Below are 20695 nucleotides of genomic sequence, written 5' to 3'. Positions count from 1 at the left end.
GCTAGTCCTTCGTGCGCGGACGCATGTCGGGCGACCAGGTGACCTGGTAGCGAGGGGCAGCGACCGCGCCGGCGAAGGCCGTGGAGACGGCCGGGGAACTGACGATGCGCCAGTCGAGTTCCTTGTTCACCTCGAACCAGATCAGGCCGATGATGAACGGGTACCGGGGCAGGGTCCGGAAGGCCTCCGTGATCCATTCGGCCTTGCGCCCGATGTGGTCGGACGCGCCGGTCTCGGTAATGACCATCGGCTTGCTGCTGACGGCGCGGAGCTCGGTGATGGTCTTTCCGAAGACCCCGTCGAAGGAGAGGTACGGCGCGTAGTCGTACTTGCCGTAGTAGCCCGTGACGCCCACCCAGTCCACGTAGTCGTCGCCCGGGTAGTAGGTGGAGATCGCGGGGGTCAGGTCGGTGTACCGGACGTTCGCGCTCCACACCCAGGTGACGTTCGTGGCCCCGACGGCCCGGAACACGTCGTGCACGTGGCGCCAGGCCTTCACGTAGTCACCGGGCCGGTTGCCGTTGACCAGCTCGCACCACGGGTACCAGTAGCCGTTCATCTCGTGGGCGAAACGGAGGGCGACCGGGTAGCCGAGCGCCTTGATCCCCTCCGCCCAGGACCGCACGTAGCTGTCGAACTCTCCCCCGGCGATCCAGGACAACCGGTAGCTGGGCTGGTCGGACCGGACCCGGTCGATCTCCTGGGCGGTCAGCTTCTGCTGCCGGGCCCGTTCGTCCAGCCGGTAGTCCCACGGTTCCCAGCCCAGCATCGGCATCATGCCGCGGTCGCGGATCCGGTCGAACAGCGTCCGGTCGAAGGTGGCGGACGCCCAGCCCTCACTGAAGAGCATGACCTGCGGCCGTCGCCCGGCGGCCGCCGTGAACCGGTCCACCGGCGCGAAGTCGTGGGGGCCCTTGTCGGTCATGACGCCGATGAACGTCCGGCCCGCCGGCGGAAAGGGTTCCCGGGGTCGGGGCGCCTTGGCCTCGGCCGTCACCGCCCGGCCCCGGCCGTCCGAGCCGGTGGTGGGCGCGATGGCGAAGGCGTACGTCAGCAGCAGCGCGCCGGTCAGCACCAGGACGATCCGGGGGAAGGTGAATCTGATCATCGCAGGGCCCCCTCGGCCGCGACCCGGGACCGCGGCGGATGGACCTCCTCGGCCTCCGCGCGGCCGGGAGCGGGCACGACCACCTCGTCGTCCTGCTCGCCGGCGGCCCGCAGGTTCGACGCGAGCGCGATCAGTGGCGGGCCGAGACCGGTCAGCAGGGTCAGGACGGGCCACACCCGCAGCAGGGGCGAGCTGTTGCCCAGCACGAAGCTCGCACCGAGCAGACCGGCCGAGACGGCCGCCCAGCAGAGGTGCAGCCGGAACGTGCGGAACGACTCGATGGTGCGCAGCCGCCCCTTGGCCGTCACCACGAACCCGAGTTTGCGGCGCAGCAGCGCGGTGAACCCGGCGGCCACGTAGACCGGCCCGGCGAACAGCGCCAGCGCCATGCCGGCCATGCCGATCTCCTCCTGCTCGTGCGGGGCGATGTTGAACCGGCGCAGCCAGAGCCACAGCAGGAACCAGGTGCCGAACGTCGAGCCCCAGAGCACCGACCACACGGTGACGTCGAGCTGCGCCGAACCGACCCCGGTGAGCAGGTACAGCGCGGTGGCGAGGTTGCCGAGCAGCAGGCTGACCGCGACGCTCGGGTAGTAGAACTGGAGCAGGCGGTACTGCCAGCGGCGCCGTGACGGCAGCTCGCGCGGTGCGCGCAGTTCGCGCCGGACGAGGATCTCGCAGATGCCGGCCGCCCAGCGCTTCTGCTGGTTGAAGTAGTCCGCCCACGAGGTCGGGCCCTCGCCGATGGCCACCACGTCGGGCGTGTAGACGCCCTTCCACTTGTTGCCCGTCTCCGGATTGGTCGCGGCGTGGATGCGGATGCTGGTGAGGTGATCCTCGATGATGGAGTCCTGGTAACCGCCGATGGTCCGCCAGGCCGCCGGCCGGTAGAAGTGGCCCGTGCCGGTGAGCAGCGGCGCGTCCAGCCCGTTGCCGCCGCGGGCGATGAGGCCGTTGTAGAGGTACTGCTGGACGGAGGCGCCGTGCGCGACGAAGTTCTGGTGCATGTTGCCGTACACCTGCGGGGTCACCACGAAGGCGACGTCCGGGTCACGGAAGTAGCCGAGGGTGCGTTCGAGGAAGTTGGGCAGCGGCACGTGGTCGGGGTCGACGTTGGCCACCACGTCGTAGCGGCCCTCGTGTTCGGCCCGCCAGGAGTTGTGGTTGCCGGACTTGGTCCGGGCCCGGAACTCGCCGCCGGGCTGGTTGTACTCCGGCCGGCCCTTGCGGCTGAAGTGGTGGACGCCGAGCCGCACGGCCATCTCCTTGACCGCCGGGTCGTCCCCCTCGTCGAGGATCCACACGTCGACCTGTCCGCAGTAGACGATTTCCCGCAGGCGCCGCAGCGTCCGCTCCGCCACGTCGAGCGGCTCCTTGCTGGGCACGATCGTGGTGAGCAGGGCCACCCGGAGACCGACCGGAGGGTCGACCGGCACCGGGTCCCGGGCGTGGAACGCGAACACCCACACCACCACGTTCTGCGCCAGGCGGATCAACTCGACGCCGACGACCACGCAGAAGCCCAGCCGGGCCGCGATGGTCTGCCAGCCGCCGGACCCCACCATGCCGGCGCCGGGCACGTGCTGGGGCAGCAGCAGCCAGCCGACGAACAGCAGGCCGGCCGCGCTGTTGACCAGCACGAGCAGGGTCAGCACCAGCCGCGCCGCGGGCGAGGCGACGTGCCGGAACTCCACCGCCGCCCCCGCGTGTCGGGGCGCGACCAGCGGCCCGGCGGTGGCGCCGCACCGGGCGTACGCCAGGCGGGCCCGGATGTTCAGCAGCCGGCGGTCCGGTCCCTTCCGGGCCGGCGGTCCGGCCGGGGCGATCACGGGTGGACGGTTGCCGGAGGTGCCCGGCGTTCTGGCCCGGGACGGGCGTGTATCAGCGGCGATTGCCACGTTTCCCCCATGGTGATCTCGCCACGAACCCGACAGAGGCCGTTCCTGAGCGGGCAGTGGGATTGAAAGTGTTGATCGGTCAGAGGGCGGCGCGGTCGTCCACCAGGAGGGCCAGCGTGAACCCGGCCGAGTGCCAGACCTGCGCCACCTGGTATCCGCTGCGCAGCAACCGCTCGGTGGCGCCGCCGACGGGCGGCACGGGATCCGTGCGGTCGCCGGGGCGGATCACCCACAGTCGCCGGACGCCCCACAGGCAACCGGCACACTCGTGCGGCGGCGCCGCGGTGAACAGGTCCGTCGGCCGCCGCTCGGCGGGAAGGTAGCGGGCCACCAGGGTTCGCGCGTCCGCGTCCCCGTAGACCACGCCGTCACCGGGCAGCCGCCGGGCGCCGACGATCTCGGCGACGTCGCGGGTGGCCTGCCCGTGCCCGCCGGGCGCGCGGACGGCCGCCTGGGCCGGCGCGGCGATCAGGGCCAGCGCCGCCAGCGCCACCACCCACCAGCGGGCGCGCACCCGGGACAGGGCGGCCGCGGCCAGGATGGCCCAGGCCGGCAGCGTGAAGAGCAGGTTCGCCGGTGACCAGACCGGCGTCTCCCGCGCGAGGAGCAGCAGGCCGAGCGGCGGCAGCACCGCCCACGCGGTGCAGACCGCCGCGGCGCGCCGCAGCGGGAGACTGAACAGCGCCAGGCCGAGCATCACGGCACCCAGCGCGGCGACGCCGAACAGCTCCCGGGGTGTCGCGGCGAGGGCCGCCAGGTCGGGCCGGGCCGCCGGCGCGACCTGCCCGCCGGACCGTACCCCGGTCCAGAGCAGCGCGGCGGCGGGGAGCGCGCCGAGGACGGCGGCGGCCAGCCACCGGCCGGCCGTCCCGCGCCGGAACGCGAGCACGATCCAGCCGTGGCCCACGAGCAGCAGGAGCGCCATCGCGTGGCACAGGCCCAGCAGGGCCACCGCGGCGGCGTACGGGGCGAGGCGGCGCAGGCTCGGGCGGTCCAGGGCGGGCAGCAGGAACCAGGTGGCGAGCACCGCGGCGACCAGGGCCAGCGCGTACGGCTGGGCCTCCTGGGCGTACCGGGTGACGCTGGGCAGCAGCGCGAAGATCACCCCGGCCAGGACCCCGGTGCGCGGCGCGAACATCCGCGCGGCCAGTGCACCGACGAGCGCGGCGGCCGCCGCCGCGGCGAGCACGGACGGTACGCGCAGCGCGAGGTCGGTGGTGCCGAAGGCCGCCGCCCAGGCGCGCATCAGCAGGTGGTACGGCACGAGCGTGACGTCGCCGCCGGGCAGCCCGTCCGGCCAGGGAGAGGTGGCGGCCCGCCAGGTCGCCAGCTCGGCCAGGCGCAGGCCGGAAGCGCCGGCCCCCAGGACGCCGAGCGCGCCGGCCAGCAGCGCGGGCAGCAGCCAGGCGGCGAACCGCCACCGGGAGGTGTCGGCCGGTGGACGGTGCCCGCCGGCCCGGGAACCGACCGCACGGTCCTCGCCCCACGGGTCCTCGATTCGGATCTCCCCCGACCCGAGCCGGGGCAGGACCATGGTGTCCGCGTCCATCATCGTGACTCACGCATCCCTGTGGGTGCCGGCGACCTGGTTCCAGCCGTGCCCGGGCGACGCCGGATCGGCGTGCTCGCGACGGTGCCGCCGCGTGGCGCGGCCGGCACCGGGAGTCCCGGGTCGAGGACTGGATGACACCGAGGAGCTTAATGACCCAGTCCGACATAACGCTCATATACGACGAACCGGACCACCCGATACCCCGGACGGGGGAGGCCCCCGGCGTGGCGTCCGCCGTGCCCCGGTACAGGGAGGCGGGAGCTGCTTCGAACCGCCGCCCGACCGAGGTTTTCATGCGAGCATCGGTCCGGATGGACCACGGCGACGACCCGGCCGCTCCCGCCGGCCACGCGCCCGGGACGCCCGGGGGGCGACGTGAAGGCACTGGTCTGGCGGGGCGTCAACCAGCTGGCCGTGACCCAGGTCCCCGACCCGGAGCTGCGCAACGAGCAGGACGCGATCGTCCGGGTCCGCAGGAGCGCCACCTGCGGCGCCGACCTGCACCTGCTCGGCGGTCACCTCCCGCTGCTGCGCCGCGGCGACGTGCTGGGGCACGAGTTCCTCGGCGAGGTGGTCGAGGTCGGGCCGCGGGTGCGCCGGCACCGGGTGGGCGACCGGGTGGTGGTCTGCTCCGTCGTCTCCTGCGGCCGGTGCGGGCCGTGCCGGCGGCGGCAGTTCTCCCTGTGCGACAACGGCGGCACCGGTCCGGCCCTCGGCGGGCAGGCGGGGGGCCCGTCCCCCGGCGGCTGCTACGGCTCCTCGCCCGCCCTCGGCGGGTTCGCCGGCAGCCACGCCGAGTACGTCCGGGTCCCGTACGCCGACCGGGGCGCCTTCACCGTGCCGGACGGGGTCACCGACGAGCGGGCGCTGTTCGCCTCCGACGCCGCCCCCAGCGGCTGGATGGCCGCCCACCTGGCCGGCGTCCGGCCCGGGGACGTGGTCGCGGTGTGGGGCGCCGGCGCGGCCGGTCAGCTGGCGGCGCGGGCCGCCGCGCTGCTGGGCGCGGAGCGGGTCGTCGTGATCGACCGCCTGGCCGACCGGCTCCGGATGGCCGAGCGGCACGTCGGCGTCGAAACCCTCGACCACGGGACCCAGGACGTCGGCGGGGAGCTGCGGGAGCTCAGCGGCGGGCGGGGCCCGGACGTGTGCATCGACGCGGCCGGCGCGGCGGCGCCCGGTGGCGGGTGGCGCGGCCGGCTCGGACAGCGGTTCCGGCCGGCGCCGGACCGGGCCGTCGCGGCCCGCGAGGCCGTCCACCACTGCCGCAAGGGCGGCAGCGTCTTCCTGCTCGGGACGTATCCCGGCGCCGTCGACCGGTTCCCGCTCGACACCGTGCTGGCCAAGGGCCTGAACCTGCGCGGCGCGCGGCAGCACGGCCACCGGTACATCCCCATGCTGCTGGACCGGATGGCACGTGGCGAGCTGGTCACCGAACACCTCGCCACCCACACGATGCCGCTCGACCGGGCGCCGCTCGGCTACGACACGTTCCGCAACCGGCTCGACGGCTGCGTCCGCGCCGTCTTCGCGCCCGAACCGTGATCTACCGGCCGGCGCCGGAGTCGATTCCGGGGGCCGGAACCCGGCGGCGCGGTCAGGTGAGCGGTGACGGGGACTCGGCGCCGGGCACCAGCAGCCGGGGCCGCCCGGTCCCGTCGGCGGGCACCGCCCACACGTCGGGGCGGCCGTCGTCCCCGCGCAGCGTGTAGGCCAGCGTCGCGTCGTCCAGCCACGCCGCCTGGTCGTCCACACTGGCCGGCTCGGTGGTGGCGCGCACCCGCAGGGTGGCCAGATCCAGCACCGACAGCCGCCAGCCCCGGGCCGGGTCGGCGTCGATCGCCCGCTTGAACGCGATCCGCCGGCCGTCCGGGGACAGCGACGGGCACTCGACGTTCTCGGCGAGCGTCGTGACGGTACGGGCGGCCAGGTCACCCCGGACGAGGTACCGCTTCCCACCGGTGGACATGGTCGCGTAGAAGGTCCGGTCGTCGGCGGCGAAGGTGACGCCCCAGTAGTTGACGTCCGCGCTGCGGTGGGGCCGGCCGTCGCGGATGCCACGCTCGGCTCGATCGGCGCGGTGGGCAGCGACGGCTGGTACGAGGTCGACGTGACCTCCCGCGTCACCGGCAACGGCACGTACAGCTTCGGCGCGACCTCGACCAGCAGCGACGGCGCGTACTACGACTCGCGGGAGAGCGGCGCCGACGCGCCGCAACTGGTGATCACGACCGGGACCACGACGCCGCCGGCCTCCGGCGACCCGGTCCTGGTCGGCGTGGGCGACACCGCCAACTCCGGCTCCGGCGACAGCGCGACCGCCGCCCTGCTGGACGGCATCTCCGGCACGGTCTTCACCACCGGCGACAACGTCTACGACAACGGCACGGCCGCGGAGTTCACCAGCTGGTACGAGCCCACCTGGGGCCGGCACAGGGCGCGTACCCGCCCGTCGCCGGGCAACCACGACTACAACACCTCGGGCGCCGCGCCGTACTACAGCTACTTCGGCGCGCAGGCCGGCCCGAGCGGTCGTGGCTACTACTCCTACGACCTGGGCAACTGGCACATCGTGTCGTTGAACTCGAACATCGCGATGTCCGCCGGGTCGGCGCAGGAGCAGTGGCTGCGGGCGGACCCGACGGCCAGCACGGGGGCCACAACCACGTCTACGAGCGGTTCGGGCCGATGAACCCGAACGGTGGCGCCGACTCCGCCCGGGGTCTGCGCAGCTTCGTCGCCGGAATGGGCGAGGCCAGCCACTACAGCTTCGGCACCATCCAGCCCAACAGTGAGGCGCGCAACGCCTCGGCGTACGGCCTGCTGAAGTTCACCCTGCACTCCGGCGGTTACGACTGGCAGTTCGTGCCGGTCGCCGGGCAGACGTACCGCGACAGCGGCAGCGGTGCCTGCCACTGACACCCGCTCGACCGGGCCGGCCGTGGCAGTCGCCACGGCCGGCCTGTCGTTCGGCTCACTTCAGTCTCAGAAAGTTTGCAGAGCGTGCAAGATCGCCGGTAGGGTCGCGCGGTGACCCCGGACAGCCCTCCCGCCGACGGCGGCCTCCGCGACCGCAAGAAGCGGCGGACCCGCACCGCGCTGGCCACCGCGGCGCTGCGCCTGGTCGCCGAGCACGGTCTCGACCAGGTGACCGTCGAGGAGATCAGCGCGGCGGCGGACGTCTCCTCCCGGACCTTCTTCAACTACTTCCCGAGCAAGGACGACGCGCTCGTCGGCGACCAGGCGGCGCTCAACGCCCGGTTCGTGGCGCGGATCGCCGAGGTGCCGCCGGAGGTGCCCGCCCTCGCCGCGATCCGAACGGCGCTCGGCGAGGTGATCGAGGAGTTGCAGGAGGACCGCGAGCTGTGGTTGCTCCGGATGGACGTGGTCATGCGGAACCCCGCCCTGCTCCCCCGCCTGGTCGCGGCGGGCGCCGAGGCGGAGCTGTCGATGACCGAGGTCGTCGCCGCCCGGGTGGGCGTACCCGCCGACCACGGGTTCCCGGCCCTGCTCACCTCCGTCACCGGCGCCGCGTTCCGCACCGCCGCGCTCCGCTGGGCCGCCACCGCCGGCGCCCGGTCCCTCGCCGACCTGGTCGACGAGGCGTTCGACACCCTCGCCGCCGGCCTGCCGGATCCCGGCACGCCGGAGCCCCACCCGTACCGCACTCCGAGCTGAGGAACCGCATGTCCGCACCCACCGCGCCCGCCGACGCCGCCGAGGTCGGCCCGGCCCGCATGTCCCGCCGTGACGTACTCCAGGCCCTTTCCGGCCTCATGGTGGGCATGTTCGTGTCGATCCTGGCGTCCACGGTCGTGGCGAACGCGCTGCCGCGCATCATCGCCGACCTGCACGGCAGCCAGACCGTCTACACCTGGATCGTCACCACCGAACTGCTGGCCATGACGGCGACCGTGCCGATCTGGGGCAAGCTGGCCGATCTCTACAGCAAGAAGCTGCTCATCCAGTCGTCCCTGGGCCTCTTCGTGATCGGCTCGCTGATCGCCGGTCTCACCCCGAACGTCGAGGTGCTGCTGCTCAGCCGGATCGTGCAGGGCGTCGGCGCCGGCGGCATGACGGCGCTGGCCACCATCGTGATGGCCGCCATGATCCCGCCGCGCGAACTCGGCCGGTACGCGGGCATCTTCGGCGCCGTCTTCGGCGTCGGCACCATCGCCGGACCGCTCATCGGCGGCGTCCTGGTCGACACCTCCTGGCTCGGCTGGCGCTGGTGCTTCCTGATCGGCGTTCCGTTCACCCTTCTGTCGATCTTCCTGCTCCAGCGGACGCTGCACCTGCCGGTCGTCCGCCGCAAGGTGCGGATCGACTGGCTGGGCGCGGCCCTCATCACGACGGGCGTCTCGCTGCTGCTGGTCTGGTCGTCGCTGGCCGGGCACAAGTTCGCCTGGGCCTCGGGCTGGACGGCCCTCATGGTCGCCGGCGGCGTCGCGGTGCTGGCCGTGGCCGTGTTCGTCGAGTCGCGTGCCGCCGAGCCGATCGTGCCGCTGGACATCTTCCGCAACCGGACGGTCTCGCTGGCCACCGTGGCCAGCGTCCTGGTCGGCGTGGCGATGTTCGGCGGCACCGTCTTCCTGTCGCAGTACTTCCAGATCTCCCTGGGCAAGTCGCCGACCGTGGCCGGCCTCATGAGCCTGCCGATGATCTTCGGCCTGCTGGTGTCCTCGACGGTCGCCGGACAGCTCATCACCCGGTACGGGCGCTGGAAGATCTTCCTGGTCGCCGGCGCCGCCGTCATGACGGCCGGCATGCTGCTGCTCGGCACCATCGGCGCGGGCACCGGCGTCGTCGTGGTCTCGATCTACATGGCGGTGCTCGGCATCGGCGTCGGCATGCTGATGCAGAACCTGGTGCTCGCCGCCCAGAACGACGTGCCCGCCAACGAACTGGGCGCGGCAACCTCCGTGCTGACCTTCTTCCGCAGCATGGGTGGCGCCATCGGGGTCAGCGCCCTCGGCGCCGTCCTGGCCAACCGGGTGACCACCCTGATGACCGAGCGCCTGGGCCCGGCCGCGGCCGGCGGCGGCTCCTCCGCCGCCGTGCCGGACCTCTCCACGCTGCCCGAGCCGCTGCTGCGGATCGTGCAGGACGTCTACGGCACGGCCACCGCCGAGCTGTTCCTGGTCGGCGCGCCGCTGGCCCTGCTCGCGATGGTCGTGGTGCTCTTCATCAGGGAGAAGCCGCTGCACACGTTGAGCGGCGACGAGCGGCGGGCACAGGAGGAGGCGGCGCAGGCCGCGGCCCTCACCCACTGACGGGCGGTCCGACCGCGTCCGCGCAGCCACCGGTTCCCGGGGCTGCGCGGACCGGCGCCGGATGGAAGGATGACCGCGTGTCATCGCTCGCGATACCCCACGTGACCTTCCTCGGTGGACATCCGCGACACACGGGCGAGACGAGCGGGCTGACCGCCGTCCTCGACCGCTCCGGCATCGACCTGCGGCGGCCGATCCGGCGGTTCCTCCGCCTGCCCTGGCCCACCCTCCGCGGCCTGGACATCCACACCCCGAGCCTGCTCGCCATGGCGCTCGACGGTCACGGCCTGCGGTCCGGCGGCGTCCACCTGGACCTGCACCTGGACCAGGGGGTGTGCCGGTTGCACGTCGAGGGCACGCCGGCGGCGGAGCTGCGGGACCGGCTCGCGGCGTGGGCGGCGGAGGAGGCGGGGCCGCCCGAGCCGCTGCCCGCCACTACCCCACCGCCGCCGCGCCAGGTGCGCGGTCCGGCCGACGTGGCCCGGGTGTCGCTCGACATCTGGCGGGCCGCCGGCGTCGGCCGGGAGTCCGTCCCCGACCGGAACACCCTGGCCTACCGGCTCAGCGTGGCCGAGGACCACCGCCTCTGCGGCCGGTTCACCGAGGCCCTCGCCCTGCTCGAACCCCTGGCCGCCGGGGCGGCGACGGCGTTCGGGCCGCTCGACACCGACGCCCTGACCGTCCGCAACGCGCTCGGTCAGGCCTACCTGGCCGCCGGAGAGGTCGACGACGGCCTGGACGTGCTGCGGGAGGCGGTGACGGCCGCCGAGCACGGGCAGGGCGCCGACGCCGAGCTCACCCTCGTCATCCGCAACAACCTGGCGGTCGGCTACCAGCAGGCCGGCCAGTACGCGCAGGCCATCGAGCTGCACGAACAGAACATCCGGCACAGCGAGCGCAAGCACGGGCAGCGCGGCCGCCAGACGGTGGGCCGGCGCAACAACCTGGCCGCCACCCTGGCGCTGGCCGGCTACCGGCGGCGGGCGATCGGGCTCTACTGGGAGATCCTCGACGCGCTGCCGGCCGACGCCCGCGACGACACCCTGGCGGTCACCGCCCGGCAGAACCTCGCCATCCTGCACAACCCGTCCTGGCGACCGTGACCGCTCAGGGCAGGGGCGACGACACCTCGGCCGAGCCGGCCCGGCGGGCGCGTGGCACCACGTCGTCCTTGCGGACGATGGCGGTGACCTGCTCACCGATCTCGCGGGTGAGCCGATCCGGGCACGGCAGTCCGAGCTGGATCGCCAGGTCCCGCCCGTACAGGTCGACGGCGGCCTCGGCCAGCTCGGCGTAGACCGCCACGGCCAGGCGGGCCCGGTAGCGCGCGGTGGGCAGGGCCACCAGACCCACCACCAGGGCCGGCCACCAGAACGCCCCGAGGGCGGCGTACAGCAGGCCCCAGCCGACCAGCCGGGCCGCCGCGCCGCACCGGTCCCGCGCGGCCGCCAGCTCGCCCCGCGCCTCGTCCGGCAGCACCAGCCACAGGCGCGGCCAGCCGCTGGCCAGGTCGATGCCGTAGCCGCGGTGCACCCGGAGGTCGGTCGCGTGCAGCCGGTCGCCGATCCAGGTGGGCCGCGCCGGCTCCACGAGGCAGATCGCCGACCGGCGGGCGATGGCCCGGCGGGTGCGGTCGCGCAGCGCGGTGTCGCCGGGATCGGTGAGCAGCGCGCGTTCCGCGGCCAGCACGGCGGCGTCCGCCCGCTCCCAGCGGCGGTGGCGCCGGGCGGCCAGCCGGCCCAGCACCGGCCCGGAGCCGGTCCGGCTCCACGTCCAGGAGACGAGCGCGCCCACCGCCTGCGCGACGAGCCCGGCCGCCGCCGCGCCGAGCAGGAACGCGACCGCCCCGATCAGCAGACCCGCTCCCGATCCACCGGCCGGCCCGGCGGCCAGCCCGTCCCACCAGGCCGCCAGGGCCGGCCGGTCCAGCGCGTGCCGCTGGCCCAGCACCCCGGCCAGGACGACCGCGGCGGCGAACAGCGCGCCGGGCAGCAGCAGCGCCGCCGTCCACCGCGTCACCAGCTGCTTGCCCAGCTCGGCCAGGAGGGCGTTCACAACACGATCCGGCGCTGCCCGAACGGCGCGCCGGTCAGCCCGCACACCGGCCGGTCGCCGTCACCCTCGGGGACCGCGCGGGGACACGGCAGCGGGCTCGGGCAGCCCCAGGCGACGACTGTGGGATGCCCGCCCCCGCCGAGCCACGCCTCGAACCCGCGTACGCCGGTGGTCAGCCCGTCGATGCCGTGCCGGGCGAAGGCGTCGTCGAGGCGGTCGAGGTCCTCCTCCAGGTGGTGGTCCAGGCGGCCCTGGGCGACGGCCTCGGCGATCCGGTCCAGCACGCCGGCGGCGCCGTACCGCTCGGCATGCCGGCGCAACTGCTCACCGACGGCCTGGCGGCACAGTCGGGCCACGCGCTCCGCGACGAGTTCCAAGGCTGCTCCCCGGGCACCGGTTGGCTTCCGCCGCCACCCTATCGACCCGGGGACGCCGCCACCGTCCCCACAGGTGTGTCGCGGACGCACTTTCGCCGTCCGCCCGGGGCGGGCAGGATGGGCACCGGAGATCGCAGGCCGACGCGGGGATCGAGTGGCGATGTCGAGACGGACCACCAGTGCCGCCGTACAGCGGGTGGCGGCGGTGCTCGCCGAATACGAGCGCACGGGTGACCCGTCCGTCCTCACCGGACCGGACCTGTGGGCCGACGCGCAGCTCCTCGCCGCCGCGGCCGGTGACCGCGGCGCCGGTCGGGCGGCGGCGCGGGAGCTGGCCCGCCTCCACTGGTACCGCTACCTCGACCAGCCCGGGCTGGACGGCGTGCGGGAGCGCCGGGCGGCCGTCGTGCTGTTCCGGCAGGGGTGCCGCGACGACCCGGACGGCGTGCCGGAGCCGATCCGGGACGAGCAGCCGGAGGCCGGCCGGCCCGATGCGCCGCGCCTGTCCGACGTCCTGCTCAGCCCGCAGCAGGCCGACCGGGTCGCGGGGCTGCGGCAGCGGCACCGGGAGGGTTCCGGCAAGGCCCTGCGGATGCTCGTCACGCTCTACCGGGAATGGTTGCCGCAGCTGGCCCGCGACCGCGACGCGTCCGCCGGCCTGCTCCGTGCCGCGCTGCTGACCGACCTCGCCGAGGCGCTGGCGACGCTGGCCGAGGACGGCGGGGACGCCCGGACCTACGACGAGGCGCTGGACGCCCTGACGCGGGCCCTGGAGGCCACCTCGGCGCGGGACCCGCACCGGCTGCACCGGCTGCTCCGCCGCGGCCACCTGTTCACGCTCTACTTCGACCGGGGCGCCGGCCCGCGGGCCCTGGAGCTGGCCGTGGGCGACTACCGCCGGGCCGCGCAGCTCGCGTGGGGGCGCCAGCCCACCGACCCGCGGGTGGTGTCGTGGCTCGGCGCGGCGCTGTGCCGGCTGAACGACGTTCCGGAGCACGCGTCGGTGGAACTCCTGCTGGAGGCGACCGCCGCCTGGCGCGACGCCGTGCTCACCACGCCGCCGGACCAGCCGGGGGCGGCGCCGGCGCTGGAGCGGCTGAACACCGTCGTCAACCTGCTGGTCCGCGAGATCGACGCCGACCTGGCCAGCACGATCGTCACCGCGGCGGACCAGCCGGAGGTGCTCGACCGGCTGCTGTGGCGGGCCGAGGAGACGGCCGATCGGGTCGCGGCGGACGCCGCACCGGCGGCCCTGGCCGAGCGGTACGAGGCGGCCGTCGTGCTGGCCGCCGCGGTGCCCGGCTTCCATCCGGGGCGGCCGCGGGCCCTGTTCCTGCTCGGCGAGGCGGAGCTGGCCCGCTGGGAACACGGCGGCGAGCTGGAGAGCGCGGGGCGGGCGGCGTCCTGGGCGCAGCTCGCCCTGGACGCCGCCGGGCCGGCGCACCCGTTGCGCCGGGAGGCCCTCAACCTGCTGGCGGCCGCGACGTCCCGGGCGGGGGTGCACGGGCAGGTCGAGCACCTGGTCGAGGTCGCCGTCTCCGCCGCGCGCGCGGCACTGGACCTGGCCGACGGGCAGCCGGACGCACGCCCGCAGCAGCTCGCGGTCCTCGCCGGCACCCTGTCCGACGCCGGCTGGCTCGCCAAGGATCCGGAGCTGCTGGACGAGGCGCTGCGCCACCAGCGGGAGGCGCTGGAGCAGACGCCCGCGCAGCACGAGGCGTACCCGCTGCGGCTGATGCGGCTCGCCGACATCCTGTCCCGCCGGGCGGCGCTGGTACCCGACGACACCCTCCTCGCCGAGGCCGTCGACGTCAGCCGGCGGGCGGCCGAGGCGCTGCCCGCTGACGACCCCCGACGGGTCGGCTTCCTGTACAACCACGCGAGCAGCCTGGCCCAGCTCTCGGCGCGCCGGGCCGACGAGGCCGGCCTGCTGGCGGCCGAACGCACGTTCCGCGACGCGCTCGCCCTGCTGCCGCCGGAGCACCCGGACCAGCCCCGCATCGGCAGCTCGATAGCGGACACCCGGTACCAGCGGTACCTGGTGACCGGTGACCGCGACGTGCTGGCCGACGCCGTGCGGCTGGCCCGGCAGGCGGTGGCGCAGACCGCGACCGGGCACCACTGGTGGGCGCTGCGGGCCGGGCTCCTGGCCCGGTCCGCGGCCGCGCTGGCCCGGACGGGCGGCCCGGACGCCGACGAGGCGAGGACCGAGGCCATCGCCACGTACGCCGCCATCGCCGCGTCGTCCGTGGTGGACGCGGAGACCGCGATCGACGCGGAACGCCAGCAGGCCGAGCTGGCCCGGGAGGCCGGTGACCCGGCGGCCCGGCTGGCCGCCCTGGAGCGGGCGGTGCGGCAGCTGCCCGCCTCGGTCGACCGGTCGGCGTCCGGGCACCGCCGGCTCGGCACGGTCGCGGCGCTCGGCGGGGTGGCCACCGAGGCCGCCGTCGCGGCGATCGCGGCCGGCGACGCCGACGGCGCCGTCGAACTCCTGGAACGCGGCCGGGGCCTGCTGTTCCACGAGGCCCTGGGGATTCGCGGCGGCCGCGTGGAACTGCGCGCGGTCGACGCCCGGCTCGCCACGGAACTCGACCGGATCGACCGGAAGCTGGCCGAGGCGGACGCCTACACGCAGATCCGGAAGTTCACCATCGAGGTGCAGCGCCGGACCGCGTCCGGCGAGGTGCTGGCCAGCTCCACCACGGACTGGGACCCCCGACCGGTCTGGCTCGCCCAGACCCGGCAGCTCGCCGCCGAACGGGACCGGGTGGTCGAGCGGATCCGGCGGCTGCCGGGGTTCGCCGACTTCCTCCGGCCGCCGTCGATGCCGCTGCTGCGCCAGCGGCTGGCCGGGATGCCGGTCGCCGTCGTCACCACCCACGGCGACCGGGGCGACGCCCTGCTCGTCCCGGCGGACCCGGAGCGGCCCGTGCGGCCGGTGCGCCTGCCCGACCTGCGCGCGGCCACGGTCCGGCGGCACGTCGCGAGCTGGTACGCGGCGGTGGCCGACGCGACCGACCCGGCCGTGCCGTTCGACCGGCGCGCCGCCGCCCAGGAGGAGCTGCACGGCATCCTGGCCTGGTTGTGGGACACCGTCGCCGGGCCGGTGCTCGACCTCCTGGCCCCGGCCGACGGGCCGCCGCCGCGGCTCTGGTGGTGCCCGGTCGGCCCGCTGGCCCGGCTCCCGCTGCACGCGGCCGGTCACCACCGCGAGCCGGGCGGCCGGCGTACCGTCCTCGACCGTGCGGTGTCGTCCTGGACGCCGACGCTGACGGCCCTGGCCCACGCCGGGGCGGACCGGCCGCCACGGCCGACGGGCGCCACGGCCGCGGTCGTCGGCGTGCCGACCGCGCGGGACCTGCCGGCGCTGTCCCAGGTACGCGCGGAGGTCGAGCAGGTCGCCCGGCTGCTGCCCGGCTCCACGGTGCTGGCCGGGACCGAGGTGGCGCCCGACGCGGTCGAGGACGCGCTGCGGGAGCACCCGATCGCGCACTTCGCCTGCCACGCCGAGGCCGACACGCGGGTCGTGTCGATGCTGACCGGCGGGCTGCGCCTCGGCGGCGGGCGTTCGCTCAGCCCGCACATGGTGGGCGCCTACCACCTGGAGCGGGCCGAGCTGGCCTTCCTGTCGGCGTGCGGCTCCGCCGCGACGCACCCCCGGTCGACCGACGAACCGCTGCACCTGGCGGCGGCCTTCCAGCTCGCCGGCTTCCGGGGGGTGATCGGCACGACCTGGCGGACCCCGGACAGCGCGCGGGTCGCCGCGGCGTTCTACTCCGGCCTGACCGAGGGCGGCACCCGCCCGCCGGACACCGCGGCGGCGGCCCGGGTGCTCGCCGAGACGGTACGGGCCGTCCGCGACGAGTTCCCGGCGACGCCGACCCGGTGGGCCGGCCATCTCCACGTCGGACTGAACCGGCCGCTGTGAGCACCCCGACGCCGGTGGCGGTCAGTCCACCGGCGGCGCGACCGTGCGGCGCAGCTCCCGCTTGAGCACCTTGTGGCTCGGCCCGATCGGCAGCGCGTCGACGTAGCGGACCTGGCGCGGGTACTTGTGACGGCCCAGGTGCGCGCGGGACCAGTCGATCAGCTCCTGCTCGGTCGGCAGGCCGGGTCCGGCCGGGTCGGCCACCACCACCGCGCAGACCTCCTCGCCGTGCCGTGGGTCGGGCACGCCGATCACGGCCACCTGGCCGACGGCGGGGTGGCGGGCCAGGACCTCCTCGACCTCGCGCGGGTAGACGTTGAAGCCGCCCCGGATGATCAGGTCCTTCTTGCGGTCCACGATGGTGATGAAGCCGTCGGCGTCCTTGCGCCCCAGGTCGCCGCTGCGGAACCAGCCGTCGACCACCGCCTCCGCGGTCGCCTCGGGCCGCCCGAGGTAGCCGGCGAAGACGTTGTGCCCGCGGATGACGATCTCGCCGAGCTCGCCGGTCGGCAGCAGCTCGATCCGGTCGTCGAGGTCGGCGCGGGCGATCTCCACCTCGACGCCCCAGACCGGGTGCCCGATGGTGCCGGGGCGGGTGCCGAAGTGCGGTTGGTTGGTGGTCGCCGTCGGCGAGGTCTCGGAGAGCCCGTACCCCTCGAAGATCGTGGTGTGGAAGGCGGCGTGGAACCGTTCCAGCACGGCCACCGGCAGCGACGCCCCGCCGGAGACGCACAGCCGCAGCCGGGGCAGGGTGGCCCGGTCCCGGGCGGCGTCGAGCAGCGCCACGTACATGGTGGGCACGCCGTGGAAGACGTTCACCTTCTCGGCCAGCATGAGGTCGATGGCCGCCGGCCCGCTGAACCGGCTCAGCAGCACCAGGGTCCCGCCGACGCGGAAGGTGCCGTTCATCGCCACGGTCTGGCCGAAGCTGTGGAACAGCGGCAGGCAGCCGAGCACCACGTCGGTGTGGCGCGCGTCGTTGGCGTCGAAGACGTTGACGGTCGCGTTCATGACCAGGTTGAGGTGGGTGAGCAGCGCGCCCTTGGGCACGCCGGTGGTGCCGCTGGTGTAGAGCACCACGGCGGTGTCCTCCGCCTGGCGGGTGAGGTACGACGGCAGCGCCGGCAGCGGCTCGCTCACCTCCTCCAACCGGGACACGCCCGTGCCGCCCGGCCCGACGGTCACCAGCGGGACGCCCGCCGCCGCGGCGGCCGCGGCGCCCAGGGCCAGCTGCGAGCCGTGGCAGACCAGCAGCTTCGCGCCGCTGTCGCGGAGCACGTGCACCGCCTCGTCCACGGTCAGCAGCAGGTGCACCGGCACGAGCACCGCGCCGGCGGCCAGGGCGCCGAAGTAGACCCGGGGGAAATCGACCACGTTCGGGGCCAGCAGGGCCACCGGGTCGCCCGGGGCGACGCCCAGCTCCCGCAGGCCGGCGGCGTACCCGCGGGCCTGCCGCCACAGCTCGGCGTAGCTGACCCGGGTGTCGCCGTCGACCACGGCCACGGTGTCCGGGTGCCGCCGGGCCGCCTCGGCCAGCACCATGGCCAGCGACAGCGCGGTCACCGGGCCGCGCTCCGGAGCGGGCGGCCGCTCGCCGCGGCCGGCTTCTCGATGCGGGCGTTGCTCCTCATGCCGGATGCCCTCCCGGGGATCGTCGGGTTCGTCCTGTGGTCAGAAGGCGTTGACGCCGGTGAGCGCGCGCCCGATGAGCAGTTGCTGGATCTGGCTGGTGCCCTCGTAGAGGGTCATGACACGGGCGTCCCGCAGGTACTTGCCGGCCGGGAACTCGTCGATGTAGCCGTACCCGCCGAAGACCTGCACGGCGTTGTTGGCGGCCCGCACGGCGGCCTCGCTGGCGAACAGCTTGGCCATCGACGCCTCGGTGGCGAACGGCTCGCCGCGGTCGACGAGGTCGGCCACCCGCCACACGAGCAGCCGGGCGGCGGCGGTGTCGACGGCTATGCCGGCGATGAGCTGCTGCACGAGCTGGTGCCCGGCGATGGGCTTGCCGAACTGGCTGCGCTGCCCGGCGTAGCCGACCGCGGCGTCCAGGCAGCCCTGCGCGATGCCGACGCAGCCGGCGGCCACCGACATCCGGCCCTTGGCCAGGGTGGACAGGGCGAGCCGGAAGCCGCCGCCCTCCGGGCCGAGGCGCGCCGAGTCGGGCACCCGGACGGCGTCGAACCCGAGTTCACCGGTGGCCTGCCCGCGCAGGCCGAGCTTGCCGTGGATCGGCCGGCGGGTGAGCCCCGGGGCCCCGGTGGGCACCAGGAACGCGCTGATGCCCCGGTGCCCCGGGCCGCCGGTCCGGGCGAAGACCAGTGCCACGTCGGCCGTGGTGCCGTTGGTGATGAACGTCTTCGTGCCGCTGATCAGCCAGTCGCCGCCGTCGCGGACCGCGCGGGTGCGCAGCGCGGCCGCGTCCGAGCCGCTGTCCGGTTCGGTGAGCGCGAAGCAGCCCAGTGCCGCGCCGGAGCAGAGCCGGGGCAGCCACTCCTCCTTCTGGTCGGCCGACCCGTGCGCGGCGACGGACTTGGCCACCAGTCCGAGCGACACCGAGACGATGCCCCGGACGGCGGAGTCGCCCCGGCCGAGCTCCTCCAGCACCAGGCAGTAGGTGAGGTAGTCGCCGCCGGACCCGCCGTCCTCCTCGGGGACGGTGAGCCCCAGGAAGCCGAGTCGCCCCAGCTTCCCCACGATGTCGGCGTCCACCTCCTCCCGCCGGTCCCAGGCCGCCGCGTGCGGCGCCACCTCCCGGTCGACGAACTCGGCGGCGAGCCGGCGAGCCGCCACCTGCTCGGCGGAGAGCTGAAGGTCCATCGGCTTAAACTAGCGGCGCAAGTTTAAGTCCGTCCAGACCCGCTCAGGTCGGATCCGGTGCCGGCACCTCCCGGAGCCCGCCGGCGTCGAGCCGGAGCCACCGCCGCACGCCGATCTCGGCGAGGAACCGCTCGTCGTGGCTCACCACCACGAACGCTCCCCGGTACGCGCCCAGGGCGTTCTCCAACTGGCCCGCGCTCACCAGGTCGAGGTTGTTCGTCGGCTCGTCCAGCAGCAGCAGGTGAGGTGCCGGCTGTGCGTACAGGACACAGGCGAGGGTCGCCCGCAGGCGTTCGCCGCCGGAGAGCACGCCGGCCGGCAGGTGGGCCCGCGCGCCGCGGAAGAGGAACCGGGCGAGCAGGTTCATCCGCTCGGCCGTGGGCCGGTCCGGGGCGTACGCGGCGAAGTTCTCCGCCACGGTGCGGTCCGGGTCGAGCAGGTCCAGCCGCTGCGACAGGTACGCGACCCGGCCCTCGCCCCGGCGCACCTGCCCGCCCTCCGGGTCGAGATCCCCCTGGAGCAGTCGCAGCAGGGTGGACTTGCCGGCGCCGTTGGGCCCGGTCAGGGCGATCCGCTCGGGCCCCCGGATGGTGAGGTCCACCCCGTCCCCGGTGAAGACGGCCCGCCCGTCGTGGTGGACCTGCATCCGCTCCCCCGCCACGAGGGTCCGGCCGGCCGGGACGGTGGTCTCCGGCAGGTCCAGGGTCAGTGTCTGGTCCTCCCGCAGCGCCGCACTGGCCTCGTCGAGCCGGGACTGGGCCTCGCTCACCCGGTTGGCGTGCGTCTGGCGGGACCGGCCGGCCGACTCCTGGGCGCTGCGCTTGAGCCCACCGGCGACGATCCGGGCCAGGCCGGCGTTGTCGAGGTTGCGGGCGGCGTTGCCGGCGCGCCGTTCGGCCCGCTCCCGCGCCTGCTGCATCTCCCGCTTCTCCCGCTTCACCTCCTGCTCGGCGCCGCGCACGGTGCGCTCGGCCGCCTCCCGGGCCGCCCGGGCGGCCTCCTCGTACGCGGTGAAGTTCCCGCCGAACAGGCGCACCTCCCCGCGGTCCAGTTCGGCGATGCGGTCCATCCGGTCCAGCAGGGCCCGGTCGTGGCTGACCAGCAGCAGGCAGCCGGACCACTCCTGGAGCACCGCGTACAGGCGGTGCCGCGCGTCGAGGTCGAGGTTGTTCGTCGGCTCGTCGAGCAGCAGCACGTCGGGGCGGCGGAGCAGTTGCGCGGCCAGGCCGAGGGAGACGACCTGCCCGCCGCTGAGGGTGGCCAGCCGCCGGTCGAGCGCGACGTCCCCGAGACCCAGCCGGTCGAGTTCGGCCCTGCTGCGCTCCTCCACGTCCCAGTCGTCGCCGACGGTGGTGAAGTGCTCCTCGGCGGCGTCACCGGACTCGATGGCGTGCAGCGCCCGGAGCACCGCGTCGACCCCGAGCACCTGGGCCACGGTCAGGTCGCCGGCCAGGGGCAGGTTCTGCGGCAGGTAGCCAAGCACGCCGTCCACCGTCACGGCGCCGCCGGTGGGGGTGAGGTCGCCGGCGATCAGCCGCAGCAGGGTGGTCTTGCCGGCGCCGTTCGGCGCGACGAGGCCGGTGCGGCCGGGCGGCACGGTGAAGGACAGGTCCTGGAAGACCGGGGTGTCGTCCGGCCAGGAAAAGGAAAGGTTGGTGCACACGACACAGGTGTCGGACATTGAGAA

Annotated in this window: 16 protein-coding genes; 7 read left to right on the top strand and 9 right to left on the bottom strand. The window is 74.9% G+C overall.

Features of this window, described 5'->3' with window-relative positions:
* Position 1: 1 nt before the first annotated feature.
* From NFX44_RS28715 to NFX44_RS28705, 3 genes are all read right to left on the bottom strand, one after another.
* Entirely contained in the window at positions 2-1108 is a 1107-nt protein-coding gene (locus tag NFX44_RS28715; protein WP_262286732.1) for a glycoside hydrolase family 26 protein, read from the bottom strand.
* Positions 1105-2937, bottom strand: a complete 1833-nt coding sequence (locus NFX44_RS28710; RefSeq protein WP_262286731.1) for a glycosyltransferase family 2 protein — start codon at positions 2935-2937, stop codon at positions 1105-1107. The genes NFX44_RS28715 and NFX44_RS28710 overlap by 4 nt, the downstream gene beginning before the upstream one ends.
* Before the next feature lie 148 nt (positions 2938-3085).
* On the bottom strand, positions 3086-4558 hold the full coding sequence (locus NFX44_RS28705) for a glycosyltransferase family 39 protein (RefSeq protein WP_262286730.1): 1473 nt from the start codon (positions 4556-4558) through the stop codon (positions 3086-3088).
* 375 nt (positions 4559-4933) lie between these two features.
* Here NFX44_RS28705 and NFX44_RS28700 point away from each other — a divergent pair, with 375 nt between their 5' ends.
* Complete coding sequence (locus tag NFX44_RS28700) at positions 4934-6100, top strand: alcohol dehydrogenase catalytic domain-containing protein (protein WP_262286729.1); 1167 nt, start codon at positions 4934-4936, stop codon at positions 6098-6100.
* Between the two features lie 52 nt (positions 6101-6152).
* Here the strand turns inward: NFX44_RS28700 and NFX44_RS28695 are convergent, their stop codons facing one another.
* Positions 6153-6524 carry a hypothetical protein gene (locus tag NFX44_RS28695; protein WP_262286728.1) on the bottom strand — a complete coding sequence of 124 codons (372 nt, stop codon included), beginning with the start codon at positions 6522-6524 and terminating at the stop codon, positions 6153-6155.
* Positions 6525-6590: 66 nt separating this feature from the next.
* Here NFX44_RS28695 and NFX44_RS28690 point away from each other — a divergent pair, with 66 nt between their 5' ends.
* From NFX44_RS28690 to NFX44_RS28670, 5 genes are all read left to right on the top strand, one after another.
* Positions 6591-7247: a hypothetical protein gene (locus NFX44_RS28690; protein ID WP_262286727.1), complete on the top strand. Its 657-nt coding sequence runs from the start codon at positions 6591-6593 to the stop codon at positions 7245-7247.
* A complete protein-coding gene (locus NFX44_RS28685; RefSeq protein ID WP_262286726.1) occupies positions 7244-7474 on the top strand; it encodes a hypothetical protein in 231 nt (76 codons plus the stop codon). The genes NFX44_RS28690 and NFX44_RS28685 overlap by 4 nt, the downstream gene beginning before the upstream one ends.
* 111 nt (positions 7475-7585) lie before the next feature.
* Positions 7586-8233, top strand: coding sequence for a TetR family transcriptional regulator (locus tag NFX44_RS28680; protein WP_262286725.1), 648 nt, complete (start codon positions 7586-7588; stop codon positions 8231-8233).
* Between the two features lie 8 nt (positions 8234-8241).
* A complete protein-coding gene (locus tag NFX44_RS28675) occupies positions 8242-9828 on the top strand; it encodes an MDR family MFS transporter (protein ID WP_262286724.1) in 1587 nt (528 codons plus the stop codon).
* Positions 9829-9905: 77 nt separating this feature from the next.
* The gene (locus NFX44_RS28670) at positions 9906-10931 is read left to right on the top strand and encodes a tetratricopeptide repeat protein (protein WP_262286723.1); all 1026 of its coding nucleotides are present in this window, start codon (positions 9906-9908) and stop codon (positions 10929-10931) included.
* Positions 10932-10935: 4 nt separating this feature from the next.
* Here the strand turns inward: NFX44_RS28670 and NFX44_RS28665 are convergent, their stop codons facing one another.
* Entirely contained in the window at positions 10936-11883 is a 948-nt protein-coding gene (locus NFX44_RS28665; RefSeq protein WP_262286722.1) for a hypothetical protein, read from the bottom strand.
* Complete coding sequence (locus tag NFX44_RS28660) at positions 11880-12260, bottom strand: hypothetical protein (RefSeq protein WP_262286721.1); 381 nt, start codon at positions 12258-12260, stop codon at positions 11880-11882. Before NFX44_RS28660 ends, NFX44_RS28665 begins: the two co-directional genes overlap by 4 nt.
* A 160-nt stretch (positions 12261-12420) precedes the next feature.
* Between NFX44_RS28660 and NFX44_RS28655 the strand changes: the two genes are divergently transcribed.
* Positions 12421-16188 (top strand): CHAT domain-containing protein, encoded by a 3768-nt coding sequence (locus tag NFX44_RS28655; protein WP_262286720.1) that lies wholly within the window; start codon positions 12421-12423, stop codon positions 16186-16188.
* Between the two features lie 21 nt (positions 16189-16209).
* Here NFX44_RS28655 and NFX44_RS28650 read toward each other — a convergent pair whose 3' ends face one another.
* The 3 genes from NFX44_RS28650 to abc-f form a co-directional block, all read right to left on the bottom strand.
* The gene (locus tag NFX44_RS28650; protein WP_262286719.1) at positions 16210-17751 is read right to left on the bottom strand and encodes a long-chain fatty acid--CoA ligase; all 1542 of its coding nucleotides are present in this window, start codon (positions 17749-17751) and stop codon (positions 16210-16212) included.
* A gap of 108 nt (positions 17752-17859) precedes the next feature.
* A complete protein-coding gene (locus NFX44_RS28645; RefSeq protein ID WP_262286718.1) occupies positions 17860-19008 on the bottom strand; it encodes an acyl-CoA dehydrogenase family protein in 1149 nt (382 codons plus the stop codon).
* Positions 19009-19051: 43 nt separating this feature from the next.
* On the bottom strand, positions 19052-20689 hold the full coding sequence (gene abc-f / locus NFX44_RS28640; RefSeq protein WP_262286717.1) for a ribosomal protection-like ABC-F family protein: 1638 nt from the start codon (positions 20687-20689) through the stop codon (positions 19052-19054).
* Between the last annotated feature and the right edge of the window lie 6 nt (positions 20690-20695).

The sequence above is a fragment of the Micromonospora sp. MA102 genome (genome assembly GCF_025460765.1).
Lineage (GTDB): Bacteria > Actinomycetota > Actinomycetes > Mycobacteriales > Micromonosporaceae > Micromonospora > Micromonospora halotolerans.
This window is presented reverse-complemented; position numbering and strand designations above follow the sequence as displayed.

Excerpts from the sequence above, each read along its gene's own strand:
- NFX44_RS28715 (WP_262286732.1), bottom strand. The coding sequence starts at position 1,108 with ATGATCAGATTCACCTTCCCCCGGATCGTCCTGGTGCTGACCGGCGCG.
- NFX44_RS28705 (WP_262286730.1), bottom strand. The coding sequence starts at position 4,558 with ATGATGGACGCGGACACCATGGTCCTGCCCCGGCTCGGGTCGGGGGAG.
- NFX44_RS28695 (WP_262286728.1), bottom strand. The coding sequence starts at position 6,524 with ATGTCCACCGGTGGGAAGCGGTACCTCGTCCGGGGTGACCTGGCCGCC.
- NFX44_RS28685 (WP_262286726.1), top strand. The coding sequence starts at position 7,244 with ATGAACCCGAACGGTGGCGCCGACTCCGCCCGGGGTCTGCGCAGCTTC.
- NFX44_RS28675 (WP_262286724.1), top strand. The coding sequence starts at position 8,242 with ATGTCCGCACCCACCGCGCCCGCCGACGCCGCCGAGGTCGGCCCGGCC.
- NFX44_RS28655 (WP_262286720.1), top strand. The coding sequence starts at position 12,421 with ATGTCGAGACGGACCACCAGTGCCGCCGTACAGCGGGTGGCGGCGGTG.
- NFX44_RS28645 (WP_262286718.1), bottom strand. The coding sequence starts at position 19,008 with ATGGACCTTCAGCTCTCCGCCGAGCAGGTGGCGGCTCGCCGGCTCGCC.
- abc-f (WP_262286717.1), bottom strand. The coding sequence starts at position 20,689 with ATGTCCGACACCTGTGTCGTGTGCACCAACCTTTCCTTTTCCTGGCCG.